Here is a 14,186-nt window from a genome sequence, read left to right on the forward strand (position 1 = left end):
GGACGCCCTGGACGTGGAATCAATCAGCACGCGGAGGAAATGGAACGGTAGTACGCGACATGACCGGGAAACAGTTCGTAGCGACCGTTGACCCGCAGGAAGTACTCGTCGTGGTTCGTCCCGTCGTACCGGAAGATCTCCGGATCACTGGTGGCACGCAGTTGGTTGTCGGCACGACCGAACGTCAGCGGCCCCACGCGGCCGTCGTCACCGAGTCCCCTGGCCGCCTGCCACCTGATCGTGGCGCTCTCGGTGCCCGGTCCGAACCTGCAGTCGATGTCGTTGACGGTGAGATACCCGTCCGCGTACAGCACCTTCTGCCAAATGCCCGTCGCGGAGCTGTTGGGGAACGTGGACCGCGACAGCTCGCCCTCGTCGCCCCAGTCGTCGGTCACGGTGCCACTGCCACTGATGTACCCTGCGACACCGATCCCAGCGCGGGGCCTCCCATCGCCACGGTCAGGGCGACAACGGAAGACACCACCGCGACAGCCTTGAACAAGCGCTTCATCCTTCTCCTGTCACAACGCCTCGTCCGATGCGAAACCGCATCATGCCATCCAATGCATTGCCCGGAGCGGGTACTTCGCATTCGAATGCATTCGAGATTCCCGCGATCCGCATTCGTACTCCGAACGGAGGTCGGACCTCACTTCCGAATGCCGCTGCCGAAAACACCCGGATCACCGTCGTGCCGGTACCCGCCGTCGCGATCCCGGCCCGGCCGTGTGACGAGGCCCCGCACCACTGCCGCGTTAGGCGCACCCGTGGCCGGGTAGCCGGTGGCGTCAGGAACCCGAGCTGGAGGAGAGCGATGAGCGACACGACCACGGTGGACCGGCTGCGCACGGCGCTGGCCGACGTGAGCTACCCCGCGGACAAGGGCCGGCTGGTCGACCACGCCTCGCGCAACAACGCCGACGAGGACACCGTGCACGCGTTGCACTCCATTCCCGAGCAGTCGTACGGGTCGTTCGACGAGGTGCTCGGCGTGGTCGCCGTCGACCAGAGCCGCGAATCCTGAGCCGCCGCCGCTCCCGTTGTGCAAGGTGATCGGACTGCCCATACGGTCGGAGCAGGCGCGGACACCGGCAAGGACAGTCGGCACCGGGTTTCCCCGGGCCCGTTCGCGCTGCCCTGATGGCACTTTCCGTCGGCCGAGAGCCGGAAGTGGGAGCACGATGAAGGATCGCAAGGCGGTGCGGATCCCTGCGCCCGCGGGACGTTCTCGCTTCGCGGGCGACGCGCCGGTCGTCGCGGTGGTGGGCGGGGGAATCGCCGGCCTCGCGGCGGCCACCCTCCTGGCGGAGCGTGGCGCGCGAGTCGTGTTGTGCGAGCGCGAGTCCTATCTGGGCGGCCGCGTCGGTGGGTGGCGCACGCGGCTGGCGGACGGCAGCGATGTCACGATGACGCGCGGTTTCCACGCGTTCTTCCGCCAGTACTACAACCTGCGCGCGTTGCTGGGGCGGGTGGATCCAGGCGGCCGCGCGCTGACGCCGATGCCCGACTACCCGTTGTGGCACGCGCGAGGTGACCGCGACTCCTTCGCCGGCATGCCCACGACGGCGCCGTGGAACGTGCTGGCGTTCCTGCGGCGCAGTCCGACGTTCCGCTGGCGCGACCTGCCGGAGATGAACCCAGAGGCGGCCCTGAAGCTCCTCGACGTCTCGGTTCCCGGGATCTACGACGAGATCGACGGCATCGACGCGGCCGGGTACCTGGAACGCGTCCGGTTCCCGGAGGCCGCGCACGCGCTCGCGTTCGAGGTGTTCTCCCGCAGCTTCTTCGCGCACCCGCGGGACATGTCGGCGGCCGAACTCGCCGTGATGTTCCACATCTACTTCCTCGGCTCCAACGAGGGCCTTCTCTTCGACGTCGCGGCGGACCCGTTCCCGCACGGCCTGTGGGATCCGCTCGGCCAGCGCCTCACCGACCTCGGCGCCGACGTGCGCACGGGTGTCGACGTGCGCTCCGTACGGCGGGGCGGGGCCAGGCGGTTCACCGTGACCACCGGGGACGGCGCGATCGACGCCGACGCCGTGGTGCTCGCCGCCGACGTGGGAGGGCTGCGCGGGATCGTGCGCTCTTCACCGGGCCTCGGGGACGCGGACTGGCGGGCGCGCGTGGCGGGGTTGCGGACGGCACCGCCGTTCCTCGTGTCGCGGTACTGGCTGGACACGCCCGTCGACCGCCCCGGCTTCATCGGCACGAGCGGGTTCGACCTGCTCGACAACGTGAGCGTGCTCGACGGCTACGAACACGAGGCGAGGGCGTGGGCGGCGCGCACCGGCGGTTCCGTGGTGGAGCTGCACGGTTACGCCATTACGTCCGATGTGGACGAACACGAGGCCAGGCGGCGGCTCTGGGACCAGCTGACCGAGGTCTACCCGGAGACCAAGCGCGCCACCGTGGTCGACGAACGGCACGAGTGGCGTGCCGACTGCCCGTTGTTCCCGGCGGGCGGCTACGGGGACAGGCCGACGGTGAGCACGCCGGACGACTTCCTCGTGCTGGCGGGGGATCTGGTGCGGATCGACCTGCCGGTGGCGTTGATGGAACGCGCCGCCACGACCGGTTTCACCGCGGCCAACCGGCTGCTCGGCCAGTGGGGTGTCGCCGGCACGGACCTCTGGACGGTTCCCCTGGAGGGTCGTGTGCCGCTGCTGCGGGCGGCCGCGCGCCGGCGGAGGTCGGCGTGAACGTCGGCGTGGACCGCGGTGGTTCCCGAGCCGCCGTGCGCGGGTCCGCCGCCGGACTCCGGGCGGTGGCCTGGGTCTGCGGTGCGCTCGTCGTGCTGGCGCAGATCGTCTACTCGATGACCGAGCCGGACGCCCGGTTCTTCACGACGGTCGCCTCGGTCGTCGCGTTCGCGGTGGCGTCGGTGTGCGACGCCTTCGCCCGCTTCGGGCCGCGCGCGGCGGCACTGCTGGTGGTGGTCGCCGGAGGCGGCGGGCTGGTGGCCGAGACCACCGGTGTGCACACGGGCTTCCCGTTCGGCGACTACCGGTACACGGGCACCCTCGGCCTGGAGATCGCGGGCGTGCCCGTGGTCGTCGCACTGGCGTGGATCATGATGTCCTGGCCCGCGTTGCTCGTCGGGAGGGCGCTCGCGGCCCGCGTGGACCGTCCCTCCTGGGTGGTCGTCGGGATCGGTGCGTGGGCGCTGGCGTCGTGGGACGTGTTCCTCGACCCGCAGATGGTGGACGCCGGTCACTGGACGTGGTCCGATCCGGTCCCGGCACTGCCCGGAGTGGACGGTGTCCCGCTGACGAACTACGCGGGCTGGCTGCTGGTCTCGGTGCTCATGATCACCGCGTTGCACGGGAGCGTCGGGAGGGCGCGCGTCGTGAACGAGCTCGACCTGCGGGCGGGGCCGGCTCCGGTGCTGTACCTGTGGACGTACGGCTCGTCGGTGTGGGCGCACGCGGCGTTCTTCGGGCGCCCCACCGTGTCCCTGGTAGCGGGCGTGCTGATGGGCCTGGTGGCCGTGCCGTTCGCGTGCGCGCTGTGGCGGTCCCATCGGTGAAGCGGTTCCTGCGCGCGGCGGTGCGCGGTGCCGCCGCCGGTTCGGCCGTCGCGGCGGCGCACGCCCTGGTGAACGCGCGACTGATGCGTGTGCCGCCAGCGGATCCGCCCCGCTGCGGCGAGGCGGTCTCGGTGCTGGTGCCCGCACGGGACGAGGCGCACCGGATCGCGCCGACCATCTTGTCGCTGCGGGCTCAGCGAGGCGTCGACGACCTGGAGGTCATCGTGCTCGACGACGGCTCGTCCGACGGCACCGCAGACGAGGTGCGCCGGGCAGCCGGTGACGACCCGAGGATCCGCGTCGTCACCGGGAGAACGCCGCCGGAGGGCCTGCCCGGCAAGCCCCACGCCTGCGCCCAGCTCGCCGAGCTGGCCACCGGCCGCGTGCTGGTGTTCGTCGACGCGGACGTCGTGCTCGCGCCCCACGCGATCGCCTCGGCGGTCGCCCTGTTGCGGGAACACGACCTCGATCTGGTGTCCCCGTTCCCCCGCCAGCTCGCCGACGGCGCCGGAGCGCGTCTCGTGCAGCCGCTGCTGCAGTGGTCGTGGCTGGTGTTCCTGCCGTTGCGCCTGGCCGAACGCTCGCCCAGACCGTCGTTGTCAGCGGCCAACGGGCAGTTCCTGGTCGTGGACGCCGGCGCCTACCACCGCAGCGGGGGTTTCGCGGGCATCGCCACCGCCGTGCTCGACGACATCGCGCTGCTGCGGGCGGTCAAGCGCGGCGGCGGACGCGGTGTGGTCGTCGACGGCAGCACGGTGGCGACCTGCCGGATGTACGAGGACTGGGCCGGGGTGCGCGACGGGTACGAGAAGTCGCTGTGGTCGGCGACCGGCAGCCCGGTGGCGGCGGCGGCGCTGTCCCTCGTGCTCGCCTGGCTGTACGTGCTGCCGCCCGTCGCCGCGCTCGCCGGCTCCCGCGCCGGCATCGTCGGCTACGCCGCCGGGGTGCTCACCAGGGTCGTGACGGCACGGCACACCGGCGGACGGGTGTGGCCGGACGCGCTCGCCCACCCGGTGTCGACCGGGGTGTTGCTGACGCTCGTCGCACGGTCGTGGCGGGCCAGGAAGGCGGGACGACTGCAGTGGAAGGGCCGATCGTTGCGGGGAAGCAGCTGACATGGCACGGGTAGCGGTGATCGGCGCGGGAATGGGCGGACTCGCCGCGGCCGCGCGCCTCGCGAGGTCGGGGCACGAGGTCACGGTGTACGAGCAGGCCGCCGAGCACGGCGGCAAGCTCGGTACTTTGCGGCGCAACGGGTTCACCTTCGACACCGGACCGTCGCTGCTGACGTTGCCGCACGTCTACCGCGACCTCTTCGCGGCCACCGGCGCCCCTCTCGACGACCTCGTCGAGATCGTCGCGGTGGAGCCGACCTGCCGCTACCGCTTCCCCGACGGCTCCGAGCTCGACATGCCTCACGCCGAGGACCAGGCCGAGGCCGCGCTGACCGACGCGTTCGGCCCGGAGGCCGCCCGGCAGTGGCGCGGGATGCTCACCGAGGCGGAACGGTTGTGGGAGCTCGTCGGTGACCCGGTGCTGCAGAACCCGTTGGGCGGCGTGGGAGATCTGCTGCGCCGGTCGGCGAGCGTGCGGGACCTGGTGGCGATCGCGCCGTGGCGCACGCTGCGCGGGGTGGGCAGGCGGTTCAGCGATCCGAGACTGCGCATGCTCCTCGACCGCTACGCCACCTACAGCGGCTCCGACCCGCGCCGCACGCCCGCGTTGATGACGGTGGTCCCGTTCATCGAGCAGCGGTTCGGCGGCTGGTACGTACGCGGCGGGCTGCGCCGGCTCGGCGACGCCCTGTTCGAGCGCTGCACCGAACTCGGGGTGGGATTCCGCTTCCACGCGAAGGTCACCGCCGTGGAGACCGGAGGCGGCCGCGTCACCGGGGTGGTCCTGCGGGACGGCGAGCGCAGGCCGGCCGACGTAATCGTGTCCGATGTGGACGCCGAACACCTCTACGGCGACCTCCTCACCGACCGGCGCGCAGACCGTCCACGACGGACACTGCGCAAGACCCAGCCCTCGCTGTCGGGGTTCGTGCTGCTGCTCGCGTTGCGGGGCAGGACACCGGATCCGGCCCACCACCGCGTGCTGTTCCCGGCCGACTACGACGACGAGTTCGACTCGATCTTCGGACGCCGCCCGCGCCCCGTGCCGGACCCGACCGTCTACGTGTGCGCACCGGACGACCCGGCCGTCGCACCCGAGGGTGACGAGGCGTGGTTCGTCCTGGTCAACGCACCGCGGCAGGGCGACGTCGACTGGACCGCACCGGGACTCGCCGACTCCTACGCAGACCGGGTCCTGCGCGTGATGGCCGAACGCGGCCTCGACGTCCGCGACCGGGTGCGCTGGCGCGAGATCCGCACACCGGCCGACTGGGCGCGGGACACGGGCGCGGTCGGCGGATCGATCTACGGCTCGTCCTCCAACGGCCCACGGGCAGCCCTGCTCCGGCCCGCGAACCGCTCCCCCGTGCCCGGCCTGTTCCTCGTCGGCGGCTCGGCGCATCCGGGCGGCGGCCTGCCGCTCGTGGCGATGTCAGCGCGGATCGTCGCCCAGCTGGTCGGCCCGGCGTGACGCGAACGGCCCGGTCCACGGCCGGCCCGCCAGCTCCCGCCGGATGCCCGCGGCGAGTTGCCCGAACCCGGCCACCGCGCACGCCGCCCACACCAGTGCCGACACGGCCGCCCAGCCCCACCCGGTGACCGGCGTGCCGCCCGGCGCCAGACCCGTTCCGGCACAGGCGATCGCGACCACGACGACTCTCGTCGGCCGCTCCGCCACGGTGATCGCTCCGGCCGACGTCATGCCGACGCCCTGCGCCTTCGCCCGCGTGTACTCGTGCAGCATCACCGACACACCGATGGCGGCGCACCACCACGCCCCCGCGCCGAGCGCGAACAGGACCAGCACCAGTGCCAGGTCCGCCAGGCGATCCGCGACCGCGTCCACCACAGCACCCAACGGCCGCGCACGACCGGTGCGCAACGCCACCGCGCCGTCCAGCCCGTCCAGCACTCCGGCCGAGACCACCAGCAGCAGAGCCAGAAGTGCCCACCGGCCACCCGCCGCGGCGGCGGCGACGGCGCCACCCGCGACCACCACGCCGGCCGCCGACAGCGCGTCGGGCGGAACGCGGTCCAGCGGGCGGGCCAGCACGTGCACGAGCCGCAGCCAGCCGACGACGAGCCTGTTGCCCGACACGTCCTCCCCGTGCAGCCGGGACCACCCGGCGACTGGGTTCGCCTCGTCACCGCTCACGTGACAACCGTAAGCCGAGGGGTGACGCCGTGCAGGTTCGGGTACTTCCCGATCATGCACCTGCTCCGCGCCGTGGTGACGGCTACCGGGAGCGCGCTGCGCGGCCGGGACCTCCTGCTGTGGGCCGCCGGACTGACGTTCTTCTCGGCGCTCGGCCTGGTGCCGCTGCTCCTGCTCGCCCTGCGCGGGGTGTCGCTGGTGTTCGGCGAGGACTTCGTCGTCGACAGCGCGCGCACCGTCGGCCGATCGCTGCCCCAGGCGCACGACGCCACGGAGACGCTGGTCCGGCTGGCCGAGGCGGCGACGAACACCTCGTGGCCGCTGCTCGCCGCGGCCCTGTTCCCCGCCTCGCTCTACGGCGAAGGACTGCGCCGCGGCCTCGTGCAGGCGGCCGGTGAACGCCCCACGAAGTGGACCGGCTGGGCCGGGCGGATCGCTTTCCTGCCCGTGCTCCTGCTCGCGCCCCTGCTCGTCGCGCTACCGCTCTCGCTCGCCTCGGTGGTCGGCCCGCTCTACGAGGAGGGCGGGTGGTCCACCGTGCTGGGAGTGGTGCTGTCGTTCCACCTCGACGTGATCCCGATCGGCGTGACCGTCGCGCTCGTGTTCGCCTTCGTCGGGCCGGTCGCCCTGCCGGTCAGGACGATCCTCGCGGCCGGGGTGTGCGTCGGCGCCGTCCTGACCGGCTTCCTGCACGGGTTCGTCGTGTTCCTCGCGATCCCGGTGGACTGGGCGATCCCGTACGGCGGGCTGGCGGTCCCCGGTGCGGTGGCGGCGATCGGGCTGTGGCTGTTCCTGCTGCACGCCCTGCTCCTGTTCGGGTACCGGACGACGCTCAGCACCTGCGACGTGCTCGGCCGGGACTGAGGCGGCGGGTCAGTCGAGCCCGAGTCCGGGGAACTCCACCGCCGTGGCGTCGGCTCCGAACGGCTGGGACCACGCGCGGTACCGGAGCTCGTCCGGGCTCGTGATCCCGTAGGCCTCGTGCAGTGCCGCGACGCAGCGCCGCGCCAGCCCCGCGAACTCGCTCGTGAGAGCGGGGCGCCGGAGTTCCGACGTCCAGTTGGGTTGGGTGACCTCGGGCTCGGCCCAGTCGAACCTGCGCAGCTGGAACTCGTCGGCGTCCGCAGCGACGTCCGTCCCCGGTGCTTCCGCGTACAGCCGGTCGGGCGCGCCGGCGAACTGCACGTAACGCCTGGGGTCCGCCGCCGCGTGGACGATGAGGAACACGCCGTCGGTCACGTCCCGGAAGCAGTCCGTGAGCCGCTCGGTGAACCGGTCCCACTCGTACGCGATCTTCCACGGCATGGGGACCGGTGTGCGCGTGGTGGTGAACCGCAGCTCGGCGTCGTCGAACGCGATCAGCTTTGCCAGCGGACCGCGGTGGTCGTCCCGCTCGAAGCCTTCGGCGTGCCCCGCCGGGTCGCGCGTGGTGACCCAATAGGCGCTCCCCGAGTCGCCCGCCACCTCGACGGGCAGACCGCGGTAGGTGCCGGGGCGGGCGAGGTCGTAGCACTCCAGCACGTCGTCGTGCGCGAGCCTCTTCACGAAGTGGCGGCGCCCCTGCCGGCTGAACGACTCGTCCACCTCGTGGTCCGCCGTGATCCACCACCTGCCGGCGTGGTGCTGGAGCCGGTAGTCGGTGTCGCGGTACCGGACGAACCGTCCGGGCGCCGGGAGGCGGTCGCCTGCCTGGTTCACCACTGCTGTGCCTTCCGGTCGAGCTCGACGCCCTGGGGAGTGGCGAACATCCCGCTGAAGCCCTTGCGGGAAAGGCTGAACGAGATCGCCCCGCCCGACCCGGTGGCCCACTTCGCCGACGTCGTCGTCTCGAAGTCGCGCATCACCGGCGTGCCCCAGCGCCCCTCCCCCTCGCGCACCACGAGGGTGAAGGCGTCCCCGAGGAACCGCCTCGACGCGGGGGTGACCTCGCGGATCGTGTCCGCGACGGCGAACTTGAGGTAGGACAGTTCGCCCTTGGCGCCGATGGTCATCACGTCCGGGGACGTGAACCCGGACTCCCTGTTCATGAGGTAGGAGACGCCGTTCTCGACCTCGATCGTCCACCCGAGCCACTCGACGGCCAGCTGCTGCACCTGGTCGCGCGTGAGCGGCCAGGGCGCGATCTCCCAGAAGTCCATGAGGTCGCAGGCCTCGGCGGGTGCCATCGCTCTCCACTCCACGACCTGATCGTCTCATGCGATCTCGCGAGCGGTGACGCGCAGGCCGTTCTCGTCCACAGTGGACAGTCTGGCCCGCTGCGACGGGGTGCGTCCATCTCGGTGAACGCACCCTGTCTCGTTGCCGACCGGCGGCGCGTACCTGCATGGTGTTCGCGGGAGAACCGGAGGCTCCACTGGGGGACATCATCCGCGTCGTCTCGCGTCCGAACGCGCCTTCGCCCATCAGTACACTGTGGACGTCGAGCGGCAGCGTCGATCCCTCGTCCACCTGCCCGACACCGCATGCTCACCAGACCCGTGCTCGCCGCACTCACCGTCGTGACCAGCCTGCTCGTCCCCAGCGCGGCGGCCGCCGCCGTCGGCGCGAACGGCGTGGTCGCGGGGTACTCCGGCACCAAACCGGTCGTCTGGACTTGCGGCTGACGTCGGGGGGCGGGCCGGAGGGCTGACGTCCGCAGGGAGGCTGGAGAGCCGGTCCGCCCCTGGCGACGGTCACCCCGCGTCCGCCGCCGCGATCACCCCGCCGCGCCGATCACATCGCGCGCAACGCGCTCGACACGTCCGGCTGAACCTCGACCACCCGGTCGACCCCGGTCATCTCCAGCACCCGCCGCACGATGCCGCCACGCGCGACCACCACCAGCCGCACGCCCAGCCGGGTGGCCTCCTTCTGCGCCTGCACCAGCAGGTTGAGGCCCGAGGACCCCATGAACACGACGCCGGTGAGGTCGAGGACGAGCACCTCCGGCCTGGTCGCGAGCTGGACGCGGACCTCGTGGCCGATCACGTCGTCGGTCGTGGTGTCGACCTCGCCGACGACGGACGTGACCGGGACGGGACCGGTGTGGCCGGTCCGGACCGACACGGGCTGACCTGGATCGAGCTTCGTCATGCCGTCGCTCTTCCTGCCGTGGCGCACCGCCGGAACGGGCGGAACGCGTTCGGAGGGCGTACCCGATCGGCGCGAGGCGCAAACGTGCGATTCGCGAAAGAACCGCGTGTCGCGGTTTACCTGCGCCGGGCCGTGGGTAACGGAGGATTTCGAACGTCTTCACGGAAGAGGGTCAGTTCGACATGGAGTCCAGCGACGAGCCCCCTCCACGACCGGACGTCGCTCTGGAGTTGCACGAACCCACACCTCCCCTCGCCTCCCTGCGCCACCTGCTCTCCGAGGTCTTCGACGACCTCGCCGAGGAGTCGCTGGAGGACCTGCACCTCGTCGTCACCGAGCTGGTCAGCAACGCCTACGACCACGGCCTGCACCCCCGGCACCTCCGGCTCCGGCGCCTGCCCGCCCCCGCCCTGCTCCGCGTCGAGGTCGACGACGGGTCGTCGGACCAGCCGGTCCTCGGCCGGTCCCGGATCGACGACACGCGCGGACGGGGGCTGATCATCGTGGACAAGATCGCCCGGGACTGGGGCGTCATCGGGCGCACGACCGGGAAGACCGTCTGGGCCGACCTGTCGTCGCAGACGTGACGAGCGCGGCCGCAGGGCGCGAACCGGTCAGCAGGTGACGTTGACGGTCGCGTTCGCCTGGAACGACACGTGCACGTGGTCCATGTGGTTGGCCGTGGGGCTGCCGCGGTCCTCCATCGGCGTGAAGCCACTGCCGTCGTTGTAGCGCTGGCGCCAGATCACGTAGGTGACGCCGAACGCCTTGCGGTTGGCCAGCACGTAGTCGGCGAGGGCGTTGCCCGTGGCGGTGTCGACCATGAAATCGAGTGCGAGGCCGGTGGGGTGGTCGCCGGAGCCGGCCCGGCCGGTGGCGCCACCGATGTCGTCCACGCCGAACTTGCCTCCGACGTGGTGGCCCACCTGCGCCACGTGCGGCTTGACGCCGTTCAGGGTGGTCGGGCAGGGCGGCGGCGGGGGTGGCGGCGGCGGCGGGGGTGGTGGCGGCGGCGTGGTGGTCTCGGGGGTCGTCGTCGTGGTCACCGGAGGCGGTGAGGACGGCGGCGTGCTGGACGACGTCGCGGTGGACGACGGGGTCTGACCGGCGGAGCTCGACGAGGCGGCGAGGTTGGCGGCCGCTCCGGTGGGGTCGACCGGCTGGTCGGAGGTGCGGACTACCCAGAAGGTCGCGACGAGGCCCACCGTGAGGGTGGCGGCGACCGCGATGGGGAGCTTCCGGCTTGGTTTCTCTTGCGTTCTATGTCGGCCCGGCATTCGGGAAACACCTTGCGTCGGGGACGGGGGCAGGTACGGCGGGCCATATTACGAAACGAACACGGAAGCGTCACAACCGAGTGTTCACGGTCACATCCCTGCTGGTGAGCACGTCGCTACACAAGGTGAGACCCACTGGTAGCGACCCGTCGAGGTCATAATCCATTCGCGAGAAATCAGACGAAATGGAGCTCGAACGGGCAGAAAAGTACGGGTTCGTACACTTATCGATACGGTACGCGTGTGCAGACGCGTGGAGAAGCACGTCAGGACGAGATCCTCGGCGTCGTCGCGGAGTTGATCGCCGAGGTCGGCTGGGACGGCCTGACGACGGACGCCGTGGTCGCGCGCGCCCAGACCTCGAAGACGACGCTCTACCGGCACTGGCCGGGCGGCAGGATCGACCTCGTGACGGCGGCCCTGCGCCGGGCGGCCGACTGCGCACCGGTCGCGGTGGGCGACGCGGGCGGTGTCGTGGGCGACCTGCGGGCGTGCCTCGACTCGATGGTGGACGTGCTGGTCGGCGTCCACGGCATCGCGTTGATCGAACTGCTCAACGCCGCGCGCCGGGACGACGAGCTCCGCGCGCAGATGCGCCGCCTCTTCGACGCCTCGTGCCAGGAGAACGCGGCCGCGGTGACGCGCAACGCCGCCGCGCGGGGCGTCCGGCTCGACGAGCGACTCGTCGGACGGGCGCTGGAGGTGGCGTTCGCCTGGGCGATGAGCCAGATCGTGTTCGACGCCGTCCCGCCGGACGCGGAAGCACGCCAGGAGTTCGCCGAGCACACGCTGCTGCGGCTGATCGAGAGCACGCCGTGAGCGCGGGGACCGGCCGCGGCGACCTCTTCAACCCCGCCTGCCCGACGAGGATGCTGCTCGACCGCATCGGCACGAAGTGGACGTCGATGGCCGTGAAGCTCCTCGCCGAGGCGGGCGAGGGCGAGATCCGGTTCGCGGAACTGCAGCGGCGCATGCCCGGCGTCTCGCAGAAGATGCTGTCGACGACGCTGCGCTCGCTGACCCGTGACGGCCTGGTCGCCCGCCGCGTCGAGCCGACGGTCCCGCCGAAGGTGCACTACCGCCTCACCGCGCTGGGTCACTCGCTGGAGCTCCGGCTCGCCGCCTTGCGGGACTGGGCCGAGGAGCACATCACCGAGATCAACCAGGCCAACGCCGCGAGCACCGACTGAGCCGTTACCCCGGGGAAACCACCTGACGCGGAAGTGCCGTCTTCCGCCCCCTTCCTGGCGTTCCTATCGTTGCGGCACAACGGGTGCAACGAGATCGGAAAGCGGAACTGATGGTGCTGCGAAGGATTCACACCAACGGCGTCGAGCTGAACGTCGCGGTGGAAGGCGAAGGACCGGTCCTCGTGCTGCTGCACGGTTTCCCGCACACCTGGCAGGTGTGGGAACCGGTCGTCCCGGCACTGGCCGCGCACCGGAGGGTCATCGCTCCCGACCTGCGCGGCCTGGGCGCCTCGGCCCGGCCGGAGAGCGGGTACGCGGCAGCCGACGTGGCGAACGACGTGGCCGGGCTGCTCGACGCGCTGGGGATCGCCGAAGCGGACGTCGCCGCCATCGACCTGGGCGTGCCACCGGCGTTCCTGCTCGCGGCCGGACATCCCGGCCGAGTGCGCCGGCTGGTGCTGATGGAGGCGCTCGTCGGCACACTTCCCGGCGCCGAGGACTTCCTGCGCCACGGACCGCCGTGGTGGTTCGGCTTCCACTCCGCCCCCGGCCTGGCGGAGTCGGTACTGCTCGGGCACGAGGCCGAGTACCTCGACTTCTTCCTGCACGCGGGTACCGCGGGTGATGGCGTCACACCGCGTTTCCGCGACGCGGTTCACGAGGCCTACAAGGGCCGTGCGGCGCTGAAAGCGGCGTTCGAGCACTACCGCGCACTGCCCGAGAGCGCGCGCCAGATCGAGGAGGCCGTCCACCGGAGGCGTCTGTCCGTGCCGACGCTGACGATCGGGGCGGCTCCGGTCGGCGACGCGACCTATCGGCAGGTGAAGCTGGTCGGGGACGAGGTGCGGAACGTGCGGCTCGAAGGCTGCGGTCACATCATTCCGCAGCACCGGCCCGAGGAACTGCTTGCCGTGCTTCAGGAATTCCTGTGAGGGAAGCCCGAACCGGTGCCGGACGACGGGTGAGCAGGATGCCGCCGACCACCACGGCCCCACCGGCCAGGGTGTGCCAGCCGACCGGTTCGGCCAGGAGAAACGCTCCCAGCGCGGTCGACCACAACGGGGTCACGTACGTGACCGTGGCCGCCACCGTCGGCCCCGCCGCCCGGATCAGGTCCAGGTTGAGCACGTAGGCGTAGCCCGTGCCGACCGCGCCCAACACCAGCAAGGCGAGCACGGCGGGCAGACCCGGCCAGGACGGCGGTCCGGAAAGGACAGGGGCGGCGACGGCCAACTGGACGGTGGCGCAGGTGATCTGCACGGCGGACAACGCGCTGGCGCGATGGGACCCACCGGACAGGAAGCGCCTGGTGTAAGCGAATCCGGCGCCGTAGCAGGTCGTGGCGGCCAGACAGGCCAGACCGCCCACCAGCACGTCACCGTCCAGTCCGCGCCACACGCCGAGGAGCACCAGCACGCCCGCGAAACCGAGCAGCAGGCCCGCGAGCCGGGTGGTCCTCACCCGCTCCCCCGGCACGACCAGCAACGCGAACGCCAGCGTCGTCAGCGGTGTCGTCGCGTTCAGCACGCCCGCCAGCACCGAGTCCACCCTGGACTCCCCGAAGGCCAGGAGCGTGAACGGCACCGAGTTGAGCAGGACCGCGACCACCGCCGCATGCCCCCACGTGCGCGCATCGCGCGGTATCGCCGCCCTTTGCACCACACAGATCGCCCACAGTGCCGAAGCACCGAACAGACACCGCGCCAGCGCCACCTGCACGGACGGCACGCCCGCGTCCACCGCCACCTTGATCAACGCGAAGCTGCTGCCCCAGATCGCCGACAACAGCACGAACTTCCCAGTCGACCCCACGGCGCGAGCATCACCCCGGCGGGCATCATGAGTCCAACA

General features: G+C 71.6%; 18 protein-coding genes. 11 read left to right on the forward strand and 7 right to left on the reverse strand.

Annotated features, from left to right (window positions below):
- Positions 1-23: 23 nt before the first annotated feature.
- The gene (locus tag BMY74_RS33990; protein WP_177230059.1) at positions 24-395 is read right to left on the reverse strand and encodes a peptidoglycan-binding domain-containing protein; all 372 of its coding nucleotides are present in this window, start codon (positions 393-395) and stop codon (positions 24-26) included.
- A 419-nt stretch (positions 396-814) separates the two neighbouring features.
- Between BMY74_RS33990 and BMY74_RS44410 the strand changes: the two genes are divergently transcribed.
- From BMY74_RS44410 to BMY74_RS34015, 5 genes are all read left to right on the forward strand, one after another.
- Complete coding sequence (locus BMY74_RS44410) at positions 815-1,024, forward strand: DUF2795 domain-containing protein (RefSeq protein WP_143091801.1); 210 nt, start codon at positions 815-817, stop codon at positions 1,022-1,024.
- 157 nt (positions 1,025-1,181) lie between these two features.
- Complete coding sequence (locus BMY74_RS34000; RefSeq protein ID WP_089922717.1) at positions 1,182-2,699, forward strand: FAD-dependent oxidoreductase; 1,518 nt, start codon at positions 1,182-1,184, stop codon at positions 2,697-2,699.
- Positions 2,696-3,526 (forward strand): carotenoid biosynthesis protein, encoded by an 831-nt coding sequence (locus BMY74_RS34005; protein ID WP_245786500.1) that lies wholly within the window; start codon positions 2,696-2,698, stop codon positions 3,524-3,526. Before BMY74_RS34000 ends, BMY74_RS34005 begins: the two co-directional genes overlap by 4 nt.
- Entirely contained in the window at positions 3,508-4,641 is a 1,134-nt protein-coding gene (locus tag BMY74_RS34010; RefSeq protein ID WP_245786501.1) for a glycosyltransferase family 2 protein, read from the forward strand. The genes BMY74_RS34005 and BMY74_RS34010 overlap by 19 nt, the downstream gene beginning before the upstream one ends.
- 1 nt (position 4,642) lies before the next feature.
- Positions 4,643-6,112, forward strand: a complete 1,470-nt coding sequence (locus tag BMY74_RS34015) for a phytoene desaturase family protein (RefSeq protein WP_089922719.1) — start codon at positions 4,643-4,645, stop codon at positions 6,110-6,112.
- On the opposite strand, the gene BMY74_RS34020 is transcribed toward BMY74_RS34015, so the two are convergent.
- Positions 6,074-6,796, reverse strand: coding sequence for a CDP-alcohol phosphatidyltransferase family protein (locus tag BMY74_RS34020; protein ID WP_245786502.1), 723 nt, complete (start codon positions 6,794-6,796; stop codon positions 6,074-6,076). The genes BMY74_RS34015 and BMY74_RS34020 overlap by 39 nt on opposite strands.
- Positions 6,797-6,850: 54 nt before the next feature.
- Here BMY74_RS34020 and BMY74_RS34025 point away from each other — a divergent pair, with 54 nt between their 5' ends.
- Positions 6,851-7,660 (forward strand): YhjD/YihY/BrkB family envelope integrity protein, encoded by an 810-nt coding sequence (locus tag BMY74_RS34025; RefSeq protein WP_143091802.1) that lies wholly within the window; start codon positions 6,851-6,853, stop codon positions 7,658-7,660.
- A gap of 9 nt (positions 7,661-7,669) precedes the next feature.
- Here the strand turns inward: BMY74_RS34025 and BMY74_RS34030 are convergent, their stop codons facing one another.
- Together BMY74_RS34030 and BMY74_RS34035 are read right to left on the reverse strand one after the other, a co-directional pair.
- Entirely contained in the window at positions 7,670-8,497 is an 828-nt protein-coding gene (locus tag BMY74_RS34030) for a TY-Chap domain-containing protein (RefSeq protein WP_089922724.1), read from the reverse strand.
- Positions 8,491-8,976, reverse strand: a complete 486-nt coding sequence (locus BMY74_RS34035; protein WP_143091803.1) for a DUF6301 family protein — start codon at positions 8,974-8,976, stop codon at positions 8,491-8,493. Before BMY74_RS34035 ends, BMY74_RS34030 begins: the two co-directional genes overlap by 7 nt.
- Positions 8,977-9,258: 282 nt before the next feature.
- On the opposite strand from BMY74_RS34035, the gene BMY74_RS45400 reads away from it, so the two are divergent.
- Positions 9,259-9,399: a hypothetical protein gene (locus tag BMY74_RS45400; RefSeq protein ID WP_177230060.1), complete on the forward strand. Its 141-nt coding sequence runs from the start codon at positions 9,259-9,261 to the stop codon at positions 9,397-9,399.
- Positions 9,400-9,508: 109 nt separating this feature from the next.
- Here BMY74_RS45400 and BMY74_RS34040 read toward each other — a convergent pair whose 3' ends face one another.
- Complete coding sequence (locus BMY74_RS34040; protein ID WP_089922728.1) at positions 9,509-9,868, reverse strand: STAS domain-containing protein; 360 nt, start codon at positions 9,866-9,868, stop codon at positions 9,509-9,511.
- 182 nt (positions 9,869-10,050) lie between these two features.
- On the opposite strand from BMY74_RS34040, the gene BMY74_RS34045 reads away from it, so the two are divergent.
- On the forward strand, positions 10,051-10,455 hold the full coding sequence (locus tag BMY74_RS34045; protein ID WP_089922731.1) for an ATP-binding protein: 405 nt from the start codon (positions 10,051-10,053) through the stop codon (positions 10,453-10,455).
- A 27-nt stretch (positions 10,456-10,482) separates the two neighbouring features.
- Here the strand turns inward: BMY74_RS34045 and BMY74_RS34050 are convergent, their stop codons facing one another.
- The gene (locus BMY74_RS34050; protein ID WP_245786503.1) at positions 10,483-11,073 is read right to left on the reverse strand and encodes a VldE C-terminal domain-containing protein; all 591 of its coding nucleotides are present in this window, start codon (positions 11,071-11,073) and stop codon (positions 10,483-10,485) included.
- Positions 11,074-11,388: 315 nt separating this feature from the next.
- Between BMY74_RS34050 and BMY74_RS34055 the strand changes: the two genes are divergently transcribed.
- The 3 genes from BMY74_RS34055 (at position 11,389) to BMY74_RS34065 (ending at position 13,267) form a co-directional block, all read left to right on the forward strand.
- Entirely contained in the window at positions 11,389-11,964 is a 576-nt protein-coding gene (locus tag BMY74_RS34055; protein ID WP_089922737.1) for a TetR/AcrR family transcriptional regulator, read from the forward strand.
- Positions 11,965-12,014: 50 nt separating this feature from the next.
- Complete coding sequence (locus BMY74_RS34060; RefSeq protein WP_089922857.1) at positions 12,015-12,335, forward strand: winged helix-turn-helix transcriptional regulator; 321 nt, start codon at positions 12,015-12,017, stop codon at positions 12,333-12,335.
- Positions 12,336-12,445: 110 nt separating this feature from the next.
- A complete protein-coding gene (locus tag BMY74_RS34065; protein WP_089922739.1) occupies positions 12,446-13,267 on the forward strand; it encodes an alpha/beta fold hydrolase in 822 nt (273 codons plus the stop codon).
- Here BMY74_RS34065 and BMY74_RS34070 read toward each other — a convergent pair.
- A complete protein-coding gene (locus tag BMY74_RS34070; protein WP_245786504.1) occupies positions 13,212-14,147 on the reverse strand; it encodes a DMT family transporter in 936 nt (311 codons plus the stop codon). The genes BMY74_RS34065 and BMY74_RS34070 overlap by 56 nt on opposite strands.
- Positions 14,148-14,186: the final 39 nt, after the last annotated feature.

The organism is Lentzea albida, assembly GCF_900111005.1.
GTDB classification, from domain to species: Bacteria; Actinomycetota; Actinomycetes; order Mycobacteriales; family Pseudonocardiaceae; genus Lentzea; species Lentzea albida.

Coding starts and splice junctions, on each gene's coding strand:
- BMY74_RS44410 (WP_143091801.1), top strand. CDS start 815: ATGAGCGACACGACCACGGTGGACCGGCTGCGCACGGCGCTGGCCGAC.
- BMY74_RS34000 (WP_089922717.1), top strand. CDS start 1,182: ATGAAGGATCGCAAGGCGGTGCGGATCCCTGCGCCCGCGGGACGTTCT.
- BMY74_RS34015 (WP_089922719.1), top strand. CDS start 4,643: ATGGCACGGGTAGCGGTGATCGGCGCGGGAATGGGCGGACTCGCCGCG.
- BMY74_RS34025 (WP_143091802.1), top strand. CDS start 6,851: ATGCACCTGCTCCGCGCCGTGGTGACGGCTACCGGGAGCGCGCTGCGC.
- BMY74_RS45400 (WP_177230060.1), top strand. CDS start 9,259: ATGCTCACCAGACCCGTGCTCGCCGCACTCACCGTCGTGACCAGCCTG.
- BMY74_RS34040 (WP_089922728.1), bottom strand. CDS start 9,868: ATGACGAAGCTCGATCCAGGTCAGCCCGTGTCGGTCCGGACCGGCCAC.
- BMY74_RS34045 (WP_089922731.1), top strand. CDS start 10,051: ATGGAGTCCAGCGACGAGCCCCCTCCACGACCGGACGTCGCTCTGGAG.
- BMY74_RS34060 (WP_089922857.1), top strand. CDS start 12,015: ATGCTGCTCGACCGCATCGGCACGAAGTGGACGTCGATGGCCGTGAAG.
- BMY74_RS34065 (WP_089922739.1), top strand. CDS start 12,446: ATGGTGCTGCGAAGGATTCACACCAACGGCGTCGAGCTGAACGTCGCG.